This is a genomic window from Candidatus Borrarchaeum sp. (assembly GCF_019058535.1).
Classification (GTDB): Archaea; Asgardarchaeota; Sifarchaeia; order Borrarchaeales; family Borrarchaeaceae; genus Borrarchaeum; species Borrarchaeum weybense.
The window spans coordinates 1-16,647 of sequence record NZ_JAHPYX010000118.1 but is presented as its reverse complement, the minus strand read 5'-3'; the positions used below and the strand labels follow the sequence as shown (position 1 = coordinate 16,647).

General features: G+C 38.3%; 15 protein-coding genes. All 15 read right to left on the bottom strand.

The window, feature by feature from the left end; genetic code table 11:
• Nucleotides 1–1,406 (bottom strand): IS200/IS605 family accessory protein TnpB-related protein (locus tag QVB70_RS06785; protein WP_287584730.1); only part of this gene is annotated, 1,406 nt, incomplete at its 3' end.
• 53 nt (nt 1,407–1,459) lie between these two features.
• On the bottom strand, nt 1,460–1,654 hold the full coding sequence (locus tag QVB70_RS06780) for a hypothetical protein (protein WP_287584727.1): 195 nt from the start codon (nt 1,652–1,654) through the stop codon (nt 1,460–1,462).
• Nucleotides 1,655–1,821: 167 nt separating this feature from the next.
• On the bottom strand, nt 1,822–2,994 hold the full coding sequence (locus tag QVB70_RS06775) for a winged helix DNA-binding domain-containing protein (protein ID WP_287584724.1): 1,173 nt from the start codon (nt 2,992–2,994) through the stop codon (nt 1,822–1,824).
• Between the two features lie 26 nt (nt 2,995–3,020).
• Nucleotides 3,021–4,112 carry a nucleotidyltransferase domain-containing protein gene (locus QVB70_RS06770; RefSeq protein ID WP_287584722.1) on the bottom strand — a complete coding sequence of 364 codons (1,092 nt, stop codon included), beginning with the start codon at nt 4,110–4,112 and terminating at the stop codon, nt 3,021–3,023.
• A 20-nt stretch (nt 4,113–4,132) separates the two neighbouring features.
• Nucleotides 4,133–5,155, bottom strand: coding sequence for a nucleotidyltransferase domain-containing protein (locus tag QVB70_RS06765; protein WP_287584719.1), 1,023 nt, complete (start codon nt 5,153–5,155; stop codon nt 4,133–4,135).
• A gap of 47 nt (nt 5,156–5,202) precedes the next feature.
• On the bottom strand, nt 5,203–7,137 hold the full coding sequence (locus QVB70_RS06760; protein WP_287584717.1) for an AAA family ATPase: 1,935 nt from the start codon (nt 7,135–7,137) through the stop codon (nt 5,203–5,205).
• 230 nt (nt 7,138–7,367) lie between these two features.
• Nucleotides 7,368–7,880: a hypothetical protein gene (locus tag QVB70_RS06755; protein WP_287584715.1), complete on the bottom strand. Its 513-nt coding sequence runs from the start codon at nt 7,878–7,880 to the stop codon at nt 7,368–7,370.
• A gap of 149 nt (nt 7,881–8,029) precedes the next feature.
• Entirely contained in the window at nt 8,030–8,659 is a 630-nt protein-coding gene (locus QVB70_RS06750) for a hypothetical protein (RefSeq protein WP_287584712.1), read from the bottom strand.
• Nucleotides 8,660–8,837: 178 nt separating this feature from the next.
• Nucleotides 8,838–9,452, bottom strand: coding sequence for a Rab family GTPase (locus tag QVB70_RS06745; protein ID WP_287584710.1), 615 nt, complete (start codon nt 9,450–9,452; stop codon nt 8,838–8,840).
• 184 nt (nt 9,453–9,636) lie between these two features.
• On the bottom strand, nt 9,637–10,215 hold the full coding sequence (locus QVB70_RS06740; RefSeq protein ID WP_287584708.1) for a Rab family GTPase: 579 nt from the start codon (nt 10,213–10,215) through the stop codon (nt 9,637–9,639).
• A gap of 212 nt (nt 10,216–10,427) precedes the next feature.
• On the bottom strand, nt 10,428–10,982 hold the full coding sequence (locus QVB70_RS06735; protein WP_287584732.1) for a Rab family GTPase: 555 nt from the start codon (nt 10,980–10,982) through the stop codon (nt 10,428–10,430).
• A gap of 276 nt (nt 10,983–11,258) precedes the next feature.
• Nucleotides 11,259–12,431, bottom strand: coding sequence for a (Fe-S)-binding protein (locus QVB70_RS06730; RefSeq protein ID WP_287584706.1), 1,173 nt, complete (start codon nt 12,429–12,431; stop codon nt 11,259–11,261).
• A gap of 14 nt (nt 12,432–12,445) precedes the next feature.
• A complete protein-coding gene (locus QVB70_RS06725) occupies nt 12,446–13,834 on the bottom strand; it encodes an FAD-binding oxidoreductase (RefSeq protein WP_287584703.1) in 1,389 nt (462 codons plus the stop codon).
• Between the two features lie 342 nt (nt 13,835–14,176).
• The gene (locus tag QVB70_RS06720) at nt 14,177–15,142 is read right to left on the bottom strand and encodes a Coenzyme F420 hydrogenase/dehydrogenase, beta subunit C-terminal domain (protein WP_287584700.1); all 966 of its coding nucleotides are present in this window, start codon (nt 15,140–15,142) and stop codon (nt 14,177–14,179) included.
• A gap of 255 nt (nt 15,143–15,397) precedes the next feature.
• The coding region (locus QVB70_RS06715) for a Coenzyme F420 hydrogenase/dehydrogenase, beta subunit C-terminal domain (protein WP_287584699.1) at nt 15,398–16,647 on the bottom strand (1,250 nt) is incomplete at its 5' end.

Sequence of the window (16,647 nt, the reverse complement as noted above, 5' to 3'; positions counted from 1 at the left end):
TGCTTCATCAATACCGTTTTTTTCAGTATTTCAGCAGTCTTGAAGGATGTTATCCCGCTGTGCTCAAAGAGGTCATGGATCATCGACCAGCTATGGTAAGGACTACTCTGTTTCACACGGGGCTCGATAAACTCCCCGACGTGTGAGAGCATCCAATCATAGACCGTTGGAATTGCTTCCTTGAAACCCAAGCCTCTTCGAGCTATTACATAACTTGCTAAGTGATGGACTGACAAATTATGTAATCCTGAATATTTGTATTTCCCGATAACAGAGGTATATCCTGGAAATACCTTTCGAAAGGACACACCGCGCTTCTTACATTTTCTCTCCAACAGTTGCAAGGCGGTGGTCTTCATATTGCTTAATTTACGATTGCGTTTAGTATTATAGGAAAATTCTTGTTCGAATTGTAAGTCCTCGACCACTATGCCCTTGCCTTTATTGATGCAGTAATTGACGATTTTATCCATCTTGTAGGAGATATAATCGTTACGTTTGTCAGTTCGATAGCTATGCAGGTTGCCGAACGAGATGCTATGATATGAGAGGAGTGTGCCGTGCTGGTCTACATTGGTTAACGCCGCAAAATTATAGTTGAAATCTAAACCAATGGCACCATGCTCGTAGCCGTAACGTGGTGCGAGTTCTGGGATCTCATAAGACACATGGACAAAGTAACGCAGCCTACCCTTGAAGAGTTTTCTTTTTACGGTCACCGTGTATTTGTCAGCATTAAGAATCTGCTGAAACCACTTTTCCTGTACAGAATTTATGGGTGTAGGAATGACCAACCACTTGTGTTCCTTTTGCTTGGAAAAGGTGCGTATCTTGACGGTTTTATCGTGCAATATCTTGATGTTCAGGTTTTTTCGGCCTTTTTGTTTCTTTCCGATGCAACTAAAAGAAGAATCCCGTCGTATCCTGAATTCTTCCCTAGTTATGTTGCCGCGTATTCTGTCCCTGAATAATTTCTTAGTGCCAAATACTACGGGTTCAAGCTGCAAATGGTATAGTTTAGCCATTATCGAGGATCTGCGGGCGTATAAGCCTTTTAACCGTCTGTCGTGTGTATCCTGTTCCTTTATTTCATTGAGTTTCTTGTTAATGACTTTTAGCTGCTGTGTCATGCGTGTGCGTCGTTTTTTCAACCAGGTCTTCTGTTGCTCTAGTTTCATCCTGCTATCATTCAGGATGGTATTGACATAGGGGTTGTTATGACATAAATCCATTAAACACTGCTGGATTGATTTATCCTCACCAAAGCGTGCTGCAATATAGTCCTCGCCATGAAACAACAGGTTATAGCCGACGCGTTTCACGCGGTTATAGATGGTAAATATCTCATGGAGTTTGCGTTCTTGTATCTCATCCGGATAAATCCTGAATTTGATGGTCTGAATCATAGTGATCGACTTCTCCCATCCTTATGTACGGTTCATTAATAAACCTCACAAGTTTAGTACACACCTCGCACCTTATCACGTAAGGCATCGTATTCAAAAGTGAGAAAATCGATATGGGAAATTATCCAGTCATCAATTTCGCATGATTCAGGGCTTATAACGTGCACCCTTTCCTGTACCGAGGACAAGACTCGTTTGATGACTGCTGCTTTGGCAGAGATACAGGCGAAATTTGTACATCGTTTCATCACAGGTCTTCCTCTGTTCCCTTGAGCGCCATTTCACTAACGATACTATCGCAAACAGCTATTTAAACTGGGGGACACTACCGTGAAAGTGAAAACAGCACAAAAAACGCATCCCCCCACGTGTTGGGGGATCTTCTTACGAAGAAATAATAAATTTAAAGCAACTTTTAGTCTTTAAGTGGTGACATAAATCCTCCAGCAGTTCGCTTTGTCAAGGGGGTCATTGAGTCAACTTCTTTTGTTTTAACTTCCTTCTCAGATATGAATTTTCCAACTTTTTGGGCGCTTGTATGAATGTCTTTTAATACACTTTTTTTAACTTCTTCAAAAAGAAACATTCTAATTTGTGGATCTTCATTCTCATTGAAATCCCAAATGCCAATTACTTCTCCATTAAGAAGAATTGATGATGTAGCATTACCTGATCGATCAAATACATGATAATAGTATTCATTAGATAAATATCTCTCACGATCTTTATACCCCATCGTGTACGGATCAAGTGGTGGTAAAAAATTAACAACGTGTTTTTGTGGCGCAGTTAGAGAATTTAGGTTTTTTTGATCCGAAAGAAGGATGATATGATTTCCTTTTAAGTGCGAAATTTCAACATGAGTTAAATCGTTTTGGAAACTTTCTAATATCTGCTTAGTTTCTGTCTTACGAAATCCTGTCCACCATGAAACATCGTTTACTGTTACAGGGCCAAACGAGCCAATGTATTGTTTCACCACGAATTTTTTTGCGTTTTCTTCATCAAACTCATTCAAAGTTACTTCTGGAAAATATTCTTGAAAAAGATAATATGTGTGAATATTACTATTCCATCCTTTTTTTGGAGGCCCACGAATCAATAGACCTTGATCACACATTAAATTAAGAATTGAAGAGAGTTTTAACTTAGTGTCTAACGCTTTCTTGAGTTCTGTGGTTGTCATGCCTTTTTCTTTAAGTATTTCTAAGATCAGTAGAGAGATCCTTTTATACGTATCTTGATCGGCACCAAGATATTTACTGTATCGTTCAGAAACCACTTCCGCCATCTTTCTTGTTGCTGAAAACGCATATGAAATCATATCTCGTGGGAGAATATGTATCGTTTTTCGGACAAATCGAATCTTACCGAGATTTTTTTCAATATAGGACTCTTTATCGAACTGCTCTTTTGTAAATTTTCGAGTTCTAGCAAAAAGAGACAAATAGGGTGTTGTTGGCAAGGTGGCATGTAGACCTACAAGGTCTTTGGCAATTTGTGTAATATCATCAATTTTTGAACGATCTGTTAAATGTTGTTTATTCAAAACAAAATGATTGACTAGTTCTAAGTTGAGTTTAGTCATGTTTCCCAATCTACTTAAAATGCTGATTAAGAGATCACTTTCATTACTTGGTCGAAATATCTTTCACAGTAAGTAAGAGTGATTTGATAAAATTCGCTAGATTTCATTTCAACCTTTTCAAGAGTTCCAGTGACCAATACTCGGTCGCCGATTCTTGCTTGACCCCTGAATTCTTCGACAAATGAAATAATTCTTTTTAATTCGTTATCTGGGATCTTTCCTTCTACGATTTTTTCTAATGTAATGCCATAGACGGATGGCATGAAATACGCATCTTTATCTTCGACTATTTCACCTTCTATAACAATCCATCCTTCGGATATGATTCTCTCTGTATTTGAATATTCATCCTCGATTTCATCATAAGTTCTTACAGGCTCGAATTCGATTTTAATATCCCTATTTGTCGAGGAGTCTTTATAGGAGCCCCAAATTAATTTTCGTCTTTCGTGAGAGATATATTCTTCAATAGACATCCATGTGAAGCGCCAGTTTTTTTGTTCAATATAGGTTTTATGGAATCCATCATATTCATTTTTCAACACAATATTCCCTTTGTTCCTTGAATACAAATCCTCAAGAGTAGGCAAGAGCTTCGATAGCGAATTACGACCATAAACCACAAAATCAAGATCGCTTTTTAATGGATGATGAAAACCGTGTAATAATGATCCAAATATCCCGAAGTCGTCAACTCGTAACTCAGTTTCATCTAAAACAAATTCAAGGATCTCAATTGCTTTCTGTGCAAGAACATCATTAGATTTCCTTTCTTTCATTAATTCCTTTAATCCAACACTTGGTTTTCTAAGTATGACGATCTGATTATTTTTTACACCGATTAATTTAGTTTGAAGTGGTCTGTTATAAACCCTGTAGGAGGGATAATTCTTCCACACCCACGTCATTCCCTCGTTTTCATAAAATTTGTAATAAGATGTTTCGGGAAACCCTCTTGGACTTTTCGGGTTGTTTGATGAAAATATAGATTTAGGAGCATAAATAGGCTCACAAATCCAACCCTCTGGAGGATGCTGATAACCCAAGACACGGAAGATAATTCCCTCTTGTGTAAGTATATCGTCTCTATCTCTTAATTTGAGGTTATCTGCATCCACTATGAATCACTGGGTTTACTTTATGGTTGCTCATAAGGCTCAATATACTCATGGGGCCTTCCTGAACCAACAACTATTCTATAGGTTTTCTCGTTTGTTATGATATTGCGAATTTCTTCAAGAACGCCTTTTCCTTGAAGCCTATCACCTACGTCCGCAATATCGCGGTATTGACCAATCATAGATATAACTTCATCAGGTATAACATACGGAAGACTAGAACTTAAATTAATGAAATCTATAATTTTATAATGTGCCGGACGAAAGACTGCTTCTGTGTTATCAGTTATCTTTGCCTGAAAGGAAATGTCAGCCAGAGGCGTATAAACTTTATTGCCATACACTTCTTGAATTTCTTCTTTTTGCCGGGTAGCATTGATCACAAAACGTCGGGAATTGTAGAGACCTCGATTTTTCCGGAACATGTCATATTTATGATCAAGAAGATATTTAATTGACGGATCTAACGATACTAAAGTCCTCATTGAGTCTTTAACTTTTTTAAAATTAGAATACCCGTAAACTGCTATATCTATATCACTTTTTTCATTGTGAGTTCCAAGCAGTATTGATCCATGGATTCCAAAGTTGTTAAGAGGCACTTCGCTTGTCTTAGATAGTAATTTAATGAGAGAAATCGCTTCTTTTTCTAGTGTATCCGGATTTTCTTTATTTACAAGTAGCGAAAACCCCTTTTTTGGGACAAAAATAGTTTTGATTTCTAGCTTTGGAACTACAATGATTTCTTTGTTGAAAACCTTAGAAAAATAAAGATATTCTGGAAAGTTTTCTCGTAATATGGATAATAAAATGTCTCCATAGTACAATTCAGTGGGTCGAACGAGTGGGTCGTTGTTAAGCATCCATTGCCATTCTAGAAAATTAATTTTTGCGTCAAATAAGTCTTTGTATTTCAGCGGAATATACTTTAGAAATGTAATAATATGATCTTTTGGATGATTATATCCAAAGGTGTAAAAAATAAAGCCCTTTTTGGTTAAAATAACATCGCCATCCCTAAGCGGCCATTCTTCAATCTGCATAACCATTTCCACTATTCTCTGGTTTGTTCCAAAAGAAATTGAGAATCTTAATAAGGCGTGTTCATAATTCGATTGATACCTCTGACAATGGAGGGCCATCCATCAATCTTAATCACTTGTCCTTTGTAAGCTAATTCTTTAGCGAATTGGAGGTTTCCCGGATCTAAATACAGAACATTAACTCGGCTTATATTGGCATTATTTTGAATAAAAGGTATTGGATCTTCTCCGTAAGTCCAAACACCGTCAGTCATCAGAAAAATCTCTTTTTTGAATGAAGTTATCTTTGAAAATTCAGTACTTGCCTCTTTGAACGCTGAGTAGTAATTGGTCAGTGAACTCGCTTCTAGAGTTAGAATATACTCTATAACCTTATCGACTGGGGTATCATGATCTATTTGTTTGAGAAGGAATGGCTTTGAATGAAATGCAACTACACCGTAGAAATCATTCCTTGAAGAATATTTAAGCGAAATAACTGCCGCTGCAAGTGCTGCAAGTCCTAACTTCTCTTTAAGCATGCTTTCCGAAGCATCAATCATCAATAAACATGCTCGTTTTACTCTCTCACGTTTAGTAACAATTATATCATCTGGCTCAACATTTCGCGGTCCCTTCTCCACAATATTTTCTACGGTTCGATCAATATCGATAACCCCATCTCCATCAAACCTAAACCGCTTTCGATCACCATCACGTAATCCAAAAAAAGTCATGTTTTGGGCCCGATCAAGAATAACTTGAGTTGCTAATTCTCTCGCTAAGGCTTTACGACGCTTTTCTAAAGCCTGTCTTATGAGGACATAGAGTTCTGGCGCTAATGGCCCTTGAAATACGTCTTGAAACATACTTTTATCAGGGATTTTAGACAACGCTTGTCCTAATTTTGTTGCGCCCATATCACCCTCTTCAGCAATCTGTTTAAGTTTTAATAGTCTTTTCTCACGAATTGCATCAACTAAGTCCCAGTCAGGCTCGGGACCACGAACGAAACTCATTTGTGCGTCTTCGCCTTTGTCCTCTGCCCTTCTTTTTAATAACTCATCAAGAGAACCTCCCATCATAGCTGTTCTGAATAATTCCTCTATGATTTCTTCTTCTGTCAGTTCACATGTCGGTTTTCTCTTGATTTTCGCTGAAAAAGCGAGATACGCAATTTGTAGAAGATGATCTTGGAGCTGCAGAGATGAATTAAAGCGTATCTCATCGGAAGCAAGACGCGCAAAATCAATGGCACCTCTAATACTCGCACCCACCTTTAGGTCAGGATGTTCTCGTGTTGCACGACCAATTTTTACACCAAGATCCACCAACCAAGGTGCATCGATCTGAGTGACGCGGTTTACTATTTCTTTTTCCTCTTCTTCAGATTGATAATCTAATTTGATCTTGACGAAACGGTCAAGAATTGCACGACTTAATTTAACAGGGCCTAAACTATCGAAAATACTTAATGAGGCCACAACACGGAAATCACCGTGAGCTTTAATCATCCCATATCGGGGAATGTGAACTTCTCTTTCAGAGAGCACCGTCACTAACGCATTAAGTGCATCGGGCGGTACTCTGTTTATGTCTTCGATGTACAGTATACCACCACTTCCCATTGCTCTAGTGAGAACTCCTTCATTGAAATTTTCGGGAACGTATCCAGTTTGTAGTACAGCTGCTGGATCAAAGTATCCCACCATCTTCGATGCAGTTAAATCAGCATTACCTTCACAATAAAATAGACATAATCCGAGCGAACAGCACAGTTCGTGAAGTATAGTGGATTTTGAGGTGCCTGGAGGTCCTTCGAGGAGGATGGATTTGCCTGAGCAAATTGCACTCAAAATTAGTTTAAGTTCGCGCTTACGTCCCACAATTCCGCTTCTGTCATCCGTCAGTTTCTCGTATAACTCTTTTGGGTCACACACAGCTAGCTTTAAATCACAAACATTCCCTTCTTGATCAACCGGTGTCTTGTCGATAGATTTCAAACGCGAAGCCTTCTTATTTGTAATTATATAAAGTGGATATAACACGAAGAAATCTGATACTATTATTATTTCTTTCGCGTTAAAAAACGTAAATAATTATAAAAAATTTTTGTAATAGCCACAGTATCACTTGGAAGGCAATTTGCTGCAGAATGCAGCGCGACCTTTTATATTTGAATATCTAGAAAAACAAGACAAAAAAAGAATGAGAAATCGTTAATAGAAAAACCTCATTCAAAGGACACTAATTCATAAGCACACGTCTGCCCACCAGCAGCTTTGCATTCGATTTGGTTACAATCGGCAGGAAAACCTCTAAGCTTCATTACACCAGTAAAAATACCTGGGACTACACTACAGTATTTTAAATCTTTCAAGTCATCAGATAATGTAATACCACGGCATATAAAGCAATTGTCGTCCTCAAAGCGGATTACTTTGCGTTGTGGATCATATACTGCATCTGTAAAACTATTTCCTGAGTAGAATTTGTAAGCTAAAGACAACGTATCTTTAAATTTTTCAAAGGAAGGGGCATGTTCTTTCATTTTTTCTGCGTAACCCATGAGAAGTGTTGCTGTCATCCTTTCTCCAAGATCTTTGATATCTGCATTTGTTTTCTCAATGTCACCCTCATTTTTTGCTAAGAAGGTATCCACAATACCAGCAATTGTCGCTTGATATAATTCAAGACTTGTTTTCTTTGTCTTTAATTTATGGCCTAGCCAACCCTTAACACCCATGTTTCTAACCTCATTGAGTTCCTTTAATTCAACCGTTATGGAAAAATCAAAATTCTAAACTCACAGTTCTCTTAGAGAATGACGTAAGGGCTAAATATATTTCTTTTGGTGTTAAGAGGGGGGGACAAATTTGCGGTCTAAAAGGTTAACTAAAATATCTCCTTCGTATCTATAATGCCCCTTTTCTTCAAGTCTAAACATATCATCATAACACGGAAATAGAGCAAATTTAAAAGATCAGCGATCTCCGAAATCGAACGTTCACCATCTACAAGATTCAAAATTTGGCTTTGTTCCAACGAGACTTTAATATTATCCTTCTTTAGTAGAATCGGAATTACCTTCTTTTTTTGACTTATAGCTTTGTCAACAAATTGCCTGATGATCTTATCGACTTCTTCATCAAATCCTTTTAAGCTTTTAAGGGGTAATTCTGTGATGAATAGAGATTCAGGAAAGCCACGTAGTTTTTCTTTAACTAATTTTAATAACTGTAGAATTGCGGTACCAGCCCATTTTCTATCTTCTGGATCGACCACTAGTGCTACAGTTACACCAAAATCAGGATCCCTGCTAAAAGTGATCAAAAATTTCTCTGTGTCAATCTCTTTAATATCACTTTCATCGCCAGTCATCGTTTTGCCAAAGGACTGTATGGCAGAAAAAAAGCCGCTCACAACTACAGGATCGACTTCCTGAGATATGGAATGGTAATCTTCATGGTATAACAATTCACCAGAATCCCTGTACATATAAACATTATGAATGACGATAAGCATCCCTCACGTATTCATTTATAGATTTTTTTTAGATTTGAATGGTATATATAGATTTTTTCCTTTCTGAGAGTTGTGAAGGATTTTACATTCCTTTGACACTAGTGTTATTTCGGCAAGGTGTAAAGTCAGAAAACGATATTATGATTTAAACTATATGAGTTTTATTAATTTCGAGAGATTAGAAAAAACTAGTTAGAGAAGGTCCGGATACTACCCCAATTTGTTTTACTATGTTCTGTGTCGAGTGTTTATCATCCGGAATTGAATTCTTCTTTAATATATTTTCTGCAATCATGTCAATTAATTCCAGTGTTCCAGTGCCATCTTTAGCCGAAGCTTCAATATATTGAAAGCCCTGTGTTTCTGAAAAATCTCTTGCATTTTCAAGAGCTACGACCCGGTATTCAGCCAAATCAACTTTGTTACCAACTACAATACCGTTATAGGTAGAAGCTGGGACGGACTTATGAATCTCATCAAGCCAATTAGCTAAATTGTCAAAACTCTCTTTATTTGTAAGATCATAAACATACACAATCAATTGAGACCCCCTATAGAAGGAACCTCTCACAGATTCGAAGCGAGGCTGACCACCTAAATCCCAGATACACAGATTTATCTTTGTTCCATTATCTCGCTCTGTTGGATGAACAACGATGTTTACACCGATAGTCATTTTATAAGCTTCCATGAAACGCGTCTTATTCGTCTTACCAGTGAAAGAATTTACTAGACTGGTCTTTCCGACAGTTCCATCTCCAACGAAAGCAATTTTGGCTTGAATAACTACCACTATATACCCCCGCGGGCGCGCGATAAAAGGATAGGTTGTAGAATCTTGTATGACACTATGATAAATGTGTGTTTTATGTTTTCTAGAAAAATTATCCACAATAGAAGTGTAGTTGCGAAAAATTGTTTCCTTTAGGTGACAAAGTTTGATAAGAATCATCCTCTAACATAATTTGCAAAATTTGTTAAGCTCGCCCCATATACAAGAAGTACGGTCTAAATAGAGGTGCAGGTTCCATTGATTTCTGAGAAGGGCGAACAACGACATAATCAGTGAGCAGTTCAACTAAGTCAATTGTTCCAGTACCGTCTTTTGCAGAGGTTTCAAGGTATTTAAAACCTCTCGCTTCTGCAAATTCTTTTGCTGTTTCAAAATCTACAACACGAGATTCAGATAAATCTACCTTATTGCCAACAATGATGCCTTTATGGCTAGCACAGCTCCTATTCACCTCTTCAAGCCACCTGATCAGATTATCGAAGCTATTTTTATTAGTAAGATCAAATACATAAACAACAAGTTGTGAGCCCAGGTAAAACGTGGGGCGGACTGCAATAAAGCGTTTTTGACCCCCCATATCCCAAATCGCGAAGTTTATTGTTATATCATCATCTAGTTCAAGTTTATGTACGACAATATTGACACCAATTGTTAATAAGTACTGTTCCATGAAGCTGGATTTACCAGTGAATGAATTAACTAAACTTGTCTTGCCGACTGATCCGTCTCCTACAAAAGCGATTTTAACTTGCTGAATCCCCATATTCCTCTCTCCAGCGGGCGCGCAAAAACGTAGGAAGATGTCACTTCACAAGAAAGTTCCAAATTATAGAATTTAAGTTTTCTAGAAAAACCATCCACAATAAAATTACTAGATGTGAGATGGCTTTTTGCATAATCCAGTCATGTTTTAAGAAAATCGAGTTCAAATAGAGCGGTATAAATCGGCTTAGTTCTACATATATAAACTGCCTGTTAAGACAATGTGTCAAGTTCCACTAATTCTTGTGATGGCTGTACAAAGGCACTATCGACAAGCATTTCAACCAAGTCAGTAATTCCGTTACCATCCTTTGCAGATGTTTCAAGATACATAAAACCAATCGCTTCAGCAAATGATTTTGCTTCGTCAATATCTACTGCACGAAATTCAGCTGGTAAATCTACTTTATTTCCAATTATAATACCCTTATAGCCTTCATAGTTCGATTCACTAATAGCTCGATTCACTTCTTCAAGCCAGTTGGCTAAGTTTTTGAAACTGCCCGAAGATGTAACGTCATACACTAAAACAATAACCTGTGCTCCAAGATAGAAGGATCCTCTTACGGCTTCAAATCTTGGTTGTCCACCGAGATCCCAGCAGACAAGCGTCACTTCGATTCCATTTTTCACGCTTTTGTGCACAGAAATATTAGTACCAATCGTCATTTTGTAATTGGCGCCATATTCCCCCCTTGTAAACCTATTTACAACTGCTGTTTTGCCTACGGCTCCATCACCTGCAAAAATGACTTTCACATGACGCACGCTCAATTAATGACCCCCATGAATACGCGCTAATGTACTCGTAAATTTGCTTTTTAACAAAAATAGAACATATATTCTTTTAAATCTTCTAGCAGATTTACTAGCATATCTAGAAAAACTCTCCGCAAAACATAAATTTTTCAAGGATTCAGCAGGATCAATTAAAAACTATATCAAGCGATTAACATGTGAAAGCACATGCGAAAGTTCATATTAGAAGCGTGAGAATTCAATCAAAGAGATAAATAAGAAAAAAAAAAGAAATCAAAACTTAATTCATTCAAGGGCTTGCGCTAGTATTTCGTGAATATCCATCACTTTGATGGCTAGATTATTCTGTTTGATGGTGTCTAAGAAATTGCTGCGACACGTGGGACAAGCTGTAACCAGCACGTCAGCACCTGCATCTTGAACTTCTTTTAATCGATAGTTCGCAACTTCTCTCGCTAACTCAGTATCAATACCTTGTAACCCACTTCCGCCGCCACAACAGTGTGAAAGTTCTTTGTTATTCTCTAATTCGACCCATTCTAAGCCTGGAATCGCATTAAGAATCTTTCTAGGTGCGTCAAAAACACCCATTTGCCTGCCAAGTTCACAAGGATCATGGTATGCTACTTTACTGCCACCATTGAATTCTTTCGTGAATGTAAATTTGCCCTGATCGAGGAGCTCTGCAATATATTCCACTGCATGAATTATCTGAATATCACCTGGATTCCATCCAACTAAATGCTCGTAGTGTTGAATGGCTTGTGCACATCCCGGGCAAATTGTTACAATGCGTTTTGGGTTAATCTTCTCAATCAGTTCAATGTTATGCTTTGCAAATTCTTTTGCGACGTCTAAGTGGCCTGTGTTAATGAAGACCAGCCCGCAGCACCATTCGTCTTCCCCCATGACTGCAAAATCGACATTAGCGGCTTGAAGGACTTTACCAGCGGCCGTAGCCATTGGTCTCACACGAGGTCGCATAACATTGCAGCCAACAAAGTAAAGAGTTTCTGCCGGCTCATTCACTTTGATATTGTCAAGTTTTGAAGCCCATTTCATTCGTCGTGCGTTGTCCTGGCCCAGCACATTTCCTTTCTCTAAAGTCATCTTACCAAATTCGTCAAAATCAGGAGGAGCTAATCCAAGTTTGACCAACCCAGCTCTTGCAGCCTCCATTGTTGCGATATAATCAACTTTTGAAGGACACGTCTCCATACAAGCTCCACATAATGTGCATGTGAAGATTCTATCAACCAAAGATTGATCGGACTGAATCTGATTGAGTTGAATTTTACCTTCGTCTACGGCTTTGAGCAGTATCATTCTACCGCGAGCACCATAAGACTCCAAAAAGTCTTTGGCTTCAAATGTGGGGCAGATTGTTCTACAAAAGCCACAGCGGCTGCATTTGAGGACTTGATCTTCATATTTTTTCTCTAATTCAAGTTTTCCCATTTAAAATCACCTATTTAATCGAATATTTTGCCTGGATTTAAGATTCTGTTTGGATCAAAGGCCTGTTTGATCCTTTCCCATAAGTTTATTTTATTTTGTCCATGTTCAGCTAACATGAACATCTTTTTTTCTGTGCCGACTCCGTGTTCACCAGTTACAGTACCTCCTAACCCAAGGACTATATCTCCCATTTCTTTAATCGCTTCATGAGCCCTTGCGAACTCGTCAGGGTCTCTAGGATCGCAAAGGAAGTTTGGGTGTATGTTACCGTCGCCTATATGACCGTAACATGGGATCATGAGGTTATATTTTTTAGCTAACTGTTCCATACTCTTAAGAAGTACAGGAATTTTATCAAGAGGAACTGTTGTGTCTTCGATGATTACAGTAGGTTTTATCTGCGTCATAGACGGCAAAGCTGATTTTCTGGCTTGCCAGAGCTCAAGATTTTCAACTGGATCCCACGCTAGTTTATATTCGAGTAGATAACCTGCGTCCTTGAATTCCTTAAAAAGTTCTTCTAGACCCTTCAGTCTGCGTTGTACATCCTCTTTGTCTCCATCTATCTCCACAAGTATCATCGCTCCACACTCTGGAAAAGTCATCCCAGTGTAATTTGACACGGATTGCAATGTATTGGCATCTAATATTTCTCCAGCAGATGGGTTTAATCCTGATTTGAATAATCGAAAGATAAATTTGCCTGCGTTCTCAGTAGTATTAAAATAGGCTAGAGCTGATAGTTGAGTTTCTGGAATTGGAGTTAAACCGACTGTAACTTTCGTGATCACACTCAATGTTCCCTCTGATCCAGACATCATGCCGATCAGATTGTATCCTGATACATTTTTTCGTGTTTTTCCACCTTCCTGAATTACTTCTCCTGTGGGTAGGACCATCTCTAGCCCTAGCACCCAGTCACTCATTACGCCATATTTCACTGCACGAACTCCTCCGGCATTCTCTGATATGGAACCTCCCATTTGTGCAACAGAATCGGAAGCAGGCATTGGTGGGAAAAATAAGCCAGTTCCTCGCTTCGCCAATTCATTATTTAAATCAGCCAAAACAACTCCTGGCTCAACAGTTGCGGTTAAATTTTCCGTATCAATCTCCAGAATTCGATTCATCCTTGAGAAGTCCATTATGAGACCTTGTGAAGCTACTGCGCCACCAGATAGTCCCGTTGCAGCACCTCTTGGAACCACAATAAATCGTTTTTCATTAGCTAATTTCATAAGTTCTGATACTTGTTCTGTCGTGGTTACCCAAGCTATCGCATCAGCCGTACCTTCCGCTTCTGAGCCATCTTGGCTGTATGAAAGTAAATCAATGGTATTGTCGGTAAAATTCTTCTCTCCAACAATCGATTTAATACGTTCTTTTATCTCATCATCAATCATGATAAAGCCTCCCTATTAATCGTCCATGTTTAGGCGTATTGTAGAGGATCTTTTTTAAAAATATTTTTAATTGCAATACACACTGCAAATTTAAAAATAGGCAGAAGTACGATTTAATTTTTCCATTTCACACGAATTTAACTGAATATAACGAATAATTGATTCCAACTTCTATTTACCGTAGAAAAGAAGAATTTAGATATATTTTTTGGCTTTAACTTATGCGGCGGGAAGTCCCCTTCCGAAAGGCTGGGGAGGATGTCACGTCCCCAAAAACATCATTAATTATCGAAGAAAACAAAAGAAGAACTCCCAGGTTTTTGGGAGACTAAAAAAGTATTTTTAAACCAGTTTCAGTAGTGTAGAGAGTTCGGTAGCATCCGCTAATAGGTATGACACTTTAACATAATCTACGTCTTTAAGAATCGCCTGCAGGTTTTTCTTTAATTTTCGTTCTGCCGCTGTTTTGAGCTTATTCATGACTTCATCGGTTATCTCTTGTGTTTCGAGATAACCCTTCTCTACGGCTTTTTCAAAAACAGATAAACCTTTCTCAGAGCGAATTATCACGGTATTCCAACCCTCTTTGGCAGTAGGATCTACAGAAATATCTGAAAATTCAGCAGTCATATCCAAGCAGCTTGCACATCCATCATGACGAGCCCGTACACAGAATTCAGCAAGGGCAAACACAATCTTGTCTTGGCAAACTTCATAGTTCTTGTTTGACTGAACTTTTCGTAAGGCAATCATCTGACAGGGCACACCAACTAGTGCAATATTATTCTTACCCATAGCAATAGCTTCAGCCAATCCTGTTATCTGAGGACTTGCGTTCAGTTTACCTTCCGCACCTTTCTCAATCTCTTTTTTATTTGTAGCGATAAATGGTTCGGCCTTCCACTTATCTTTCGGATCGATACCTTTAGCTAGCACTGCTGAATCGATCAGTTTAAGATCTAGCGCCGCCTTTAGCAAGGACGTTAATACACTTGCTTTAGCGTTTCCTTTTGTTTTAGCTTGAACTATAGTTTTATAATAGCCCAGCGCTTGATCTTCACGATTTTCGCCAAAAGTAAATTGATCTAGCGCTTTAAGCGATACAAATGTCCGTGGGCAAACACTATAACAGAGCCCACAGGGAGTTAAGCATCTTGAAATTGCAGTTGGAAATCCATCTACCATGCTAATGTACTTGTGGCAGAAAGCAGCACATGCCCCGCATCCAGTACAAAGGCTATTATAGATGACTTCTGCTTGAAGATTTCCCAGGTTTTTATCACCAAATTCATGCATCTTTAACAACATCTTGAATCACATCTCTACCGGTGTTATCAATTTTTGTAATTATGAGAATAACAAAACTCAGAGTTAGTTTGTGGTATCTCATGTCCCTATTTAAAATTGACTATTCCATTATGTCACAAATTATAATCGAGAAATCAGCTGCAATTGATTTCTAAAAGAAGAGATCCCATAAGCTCTAACTGAATCAGATTTTCTAAAAATGATGTGAAATAATCCAAAATTGTGAAAAAAGAAAGAAAAGAGAAAAATCGCACGCTAGATTAAGTCCATAAATTCCTTGTAGCGCACATGCATGAGATTGTTCTGCACATAAAGCGCTTGGAGATCTACCAATGCATCAGATTTGATTTTTTTGATGTTTGCCTCGAATTTGTCTATTTCTGCCTTGATAACATTCGCCGGATTGACGGGAGTGTATTTAGAATCAGTTGCAGATATCCATTTTCGTTGCTGTAATGTATTAAGGGAGTTACGAACATCTGCTTCTTCTGTCTTCATGACTTTAGCTAACATCGTTATATCTGCGTATCCTAAAGACACGAGAGTTGCATAGGTCTTTGCTTCAACGTCTGACACATTCAAAAGTTGTACGGCGGAATACACTCGCTCATCCATCTTCGCTAATTGCGATTTCTTCCTAAGGGATTCTTTTTCTACCCTAGAGAGATCAAGTGTATCTGCAACAGTTATTTTTCCAGCTGCTACCGCATCATCAAACAGTTTTGCACCAACATCTGACCTTACGAAGACAGTATTCCAATCATCGGCTGGCGCACCTACTGAGCCAACTGAAATATCAGAAAATTCAGCAGTATAGTCCTTACAATACTGACAAGATGCCCAATTGTTTACTTTAGTCTCTTTTATTGGGAGATCTTTTACCGATCCATCATTTAGGTAGACAAAGAATTTACCACGTGCAATATCAAACTTCTTTACATCGCTCAGTGAAACACCCATTTGTTGATATACTGTATTCTTGAGTAGGTCCATCGTGAAGTTTGATGAACAGAATAACCCAATAATCAATGTGATTTTTCCAAGTGCATCAGAAAGGGGTGGCCATAGTTGAAGTTTTCTTGCTGCTTGGATTTGACACGGCATACCAACAAAAGCAAGTTTTTCAAGTTCATATTCATATATTGCCTCAGAATATGGAAGCATACTTGGCGCCATCGTATATCTAGAACCAGCAGCGGCTAATACCTCTTCTGGAGTTCTCGCTACGTAGGGGTTCGGCACCCAATTGCCAGCTTTCCCTGTAACAAGTGCTCCATCAATTAAACCTGTCTCTAAAGCACGAATCAATAGTGTGGAAACTACTCCTCCATTTTGAGCTACCTTTACTACTGCATCATCGGTACTTTTCGCAGCGGTTGCTTTCTGATAATAGCCTAAAAGAAAGTTCTGACGTTGACCACCAAGAAATTCCTTTTCAACTTCATCTTCTGGATATTCTTCCACTTTGATTTTTCGGAATCTTATTTGAAAAATAAGTGATTGGA

What these genes read in the sequence shown, in the direction of transcription:
- QVB70_RS06765 (WP_287584719.1), bottom strand. Translation starts at nt 5,155, where the DNA reads ATGCAGATTGAAGAATGGCCGCTTAGGGATGGCGATGTTATTTTAACC.
- QVB70_RS06730 (WP_287584706.1), bottom strand. Translation starts at nt 12,431, where the DNA reads ATGGGAAAACTTGAATTAGAGAAAAAATATGAAGATCAAGTCCTCAAA.
- QVB70_RS06750 (WP_287584712.1), bottom strand. Translation starts at nt 8,659, where the DNA reads ATGCTTATCGTCATTCATAATGTTTATATGTACAGGGATTCTGGTGAA.
- QVB70_RS06775 (WP_287584724.1), bottom strand. Translation starts at nt 2,994, where the DNA reads ATGACTAAACTCAACTTAGAACTAGTCAATCATTTTGTTTTGAATAAA.
- QVB70_RS06780 (WP_287584727.1), bottom strand. Translation starts at nt 1,654, where the DNA reads ATGAAACGATGTACAAATTTCGCCTGTATCTCTGCCAAAGCAGCAGTC.
- QVB70_RS06725 (WP_287584703.1), bottom strand. Translation starts at nt 13,834, where the DNA reads ATGATTGATGATGAGATAAAAGAACGTATTAAATCGATTGTTGGAGAG.
- QVB70_RS06720 (WP_287584700.1), bottom strand. Translation starts at nt 15,142, where the DNA reads ATGTTGTTAAAGATGCATGAATTTGGTGATAAAAACCTGGGAAATCTT.
- QVB70_RS06755 (WP_287584715.1), bottom strand. Translation starts at nt 7,880, where the DNA reads ATGGGTGTTAAGGGTTGGCTAGGCCATAAATTAAAGACAAAGAAAACA.
- QVB70_RS06740 (WP_287584708.1), bottom strand. Translation starts at nt 10,215, where the DNA reads ATGGGGATTCAGCAAGTTAAAATCGCTTTTGTAGGAGACGGATCAGTC.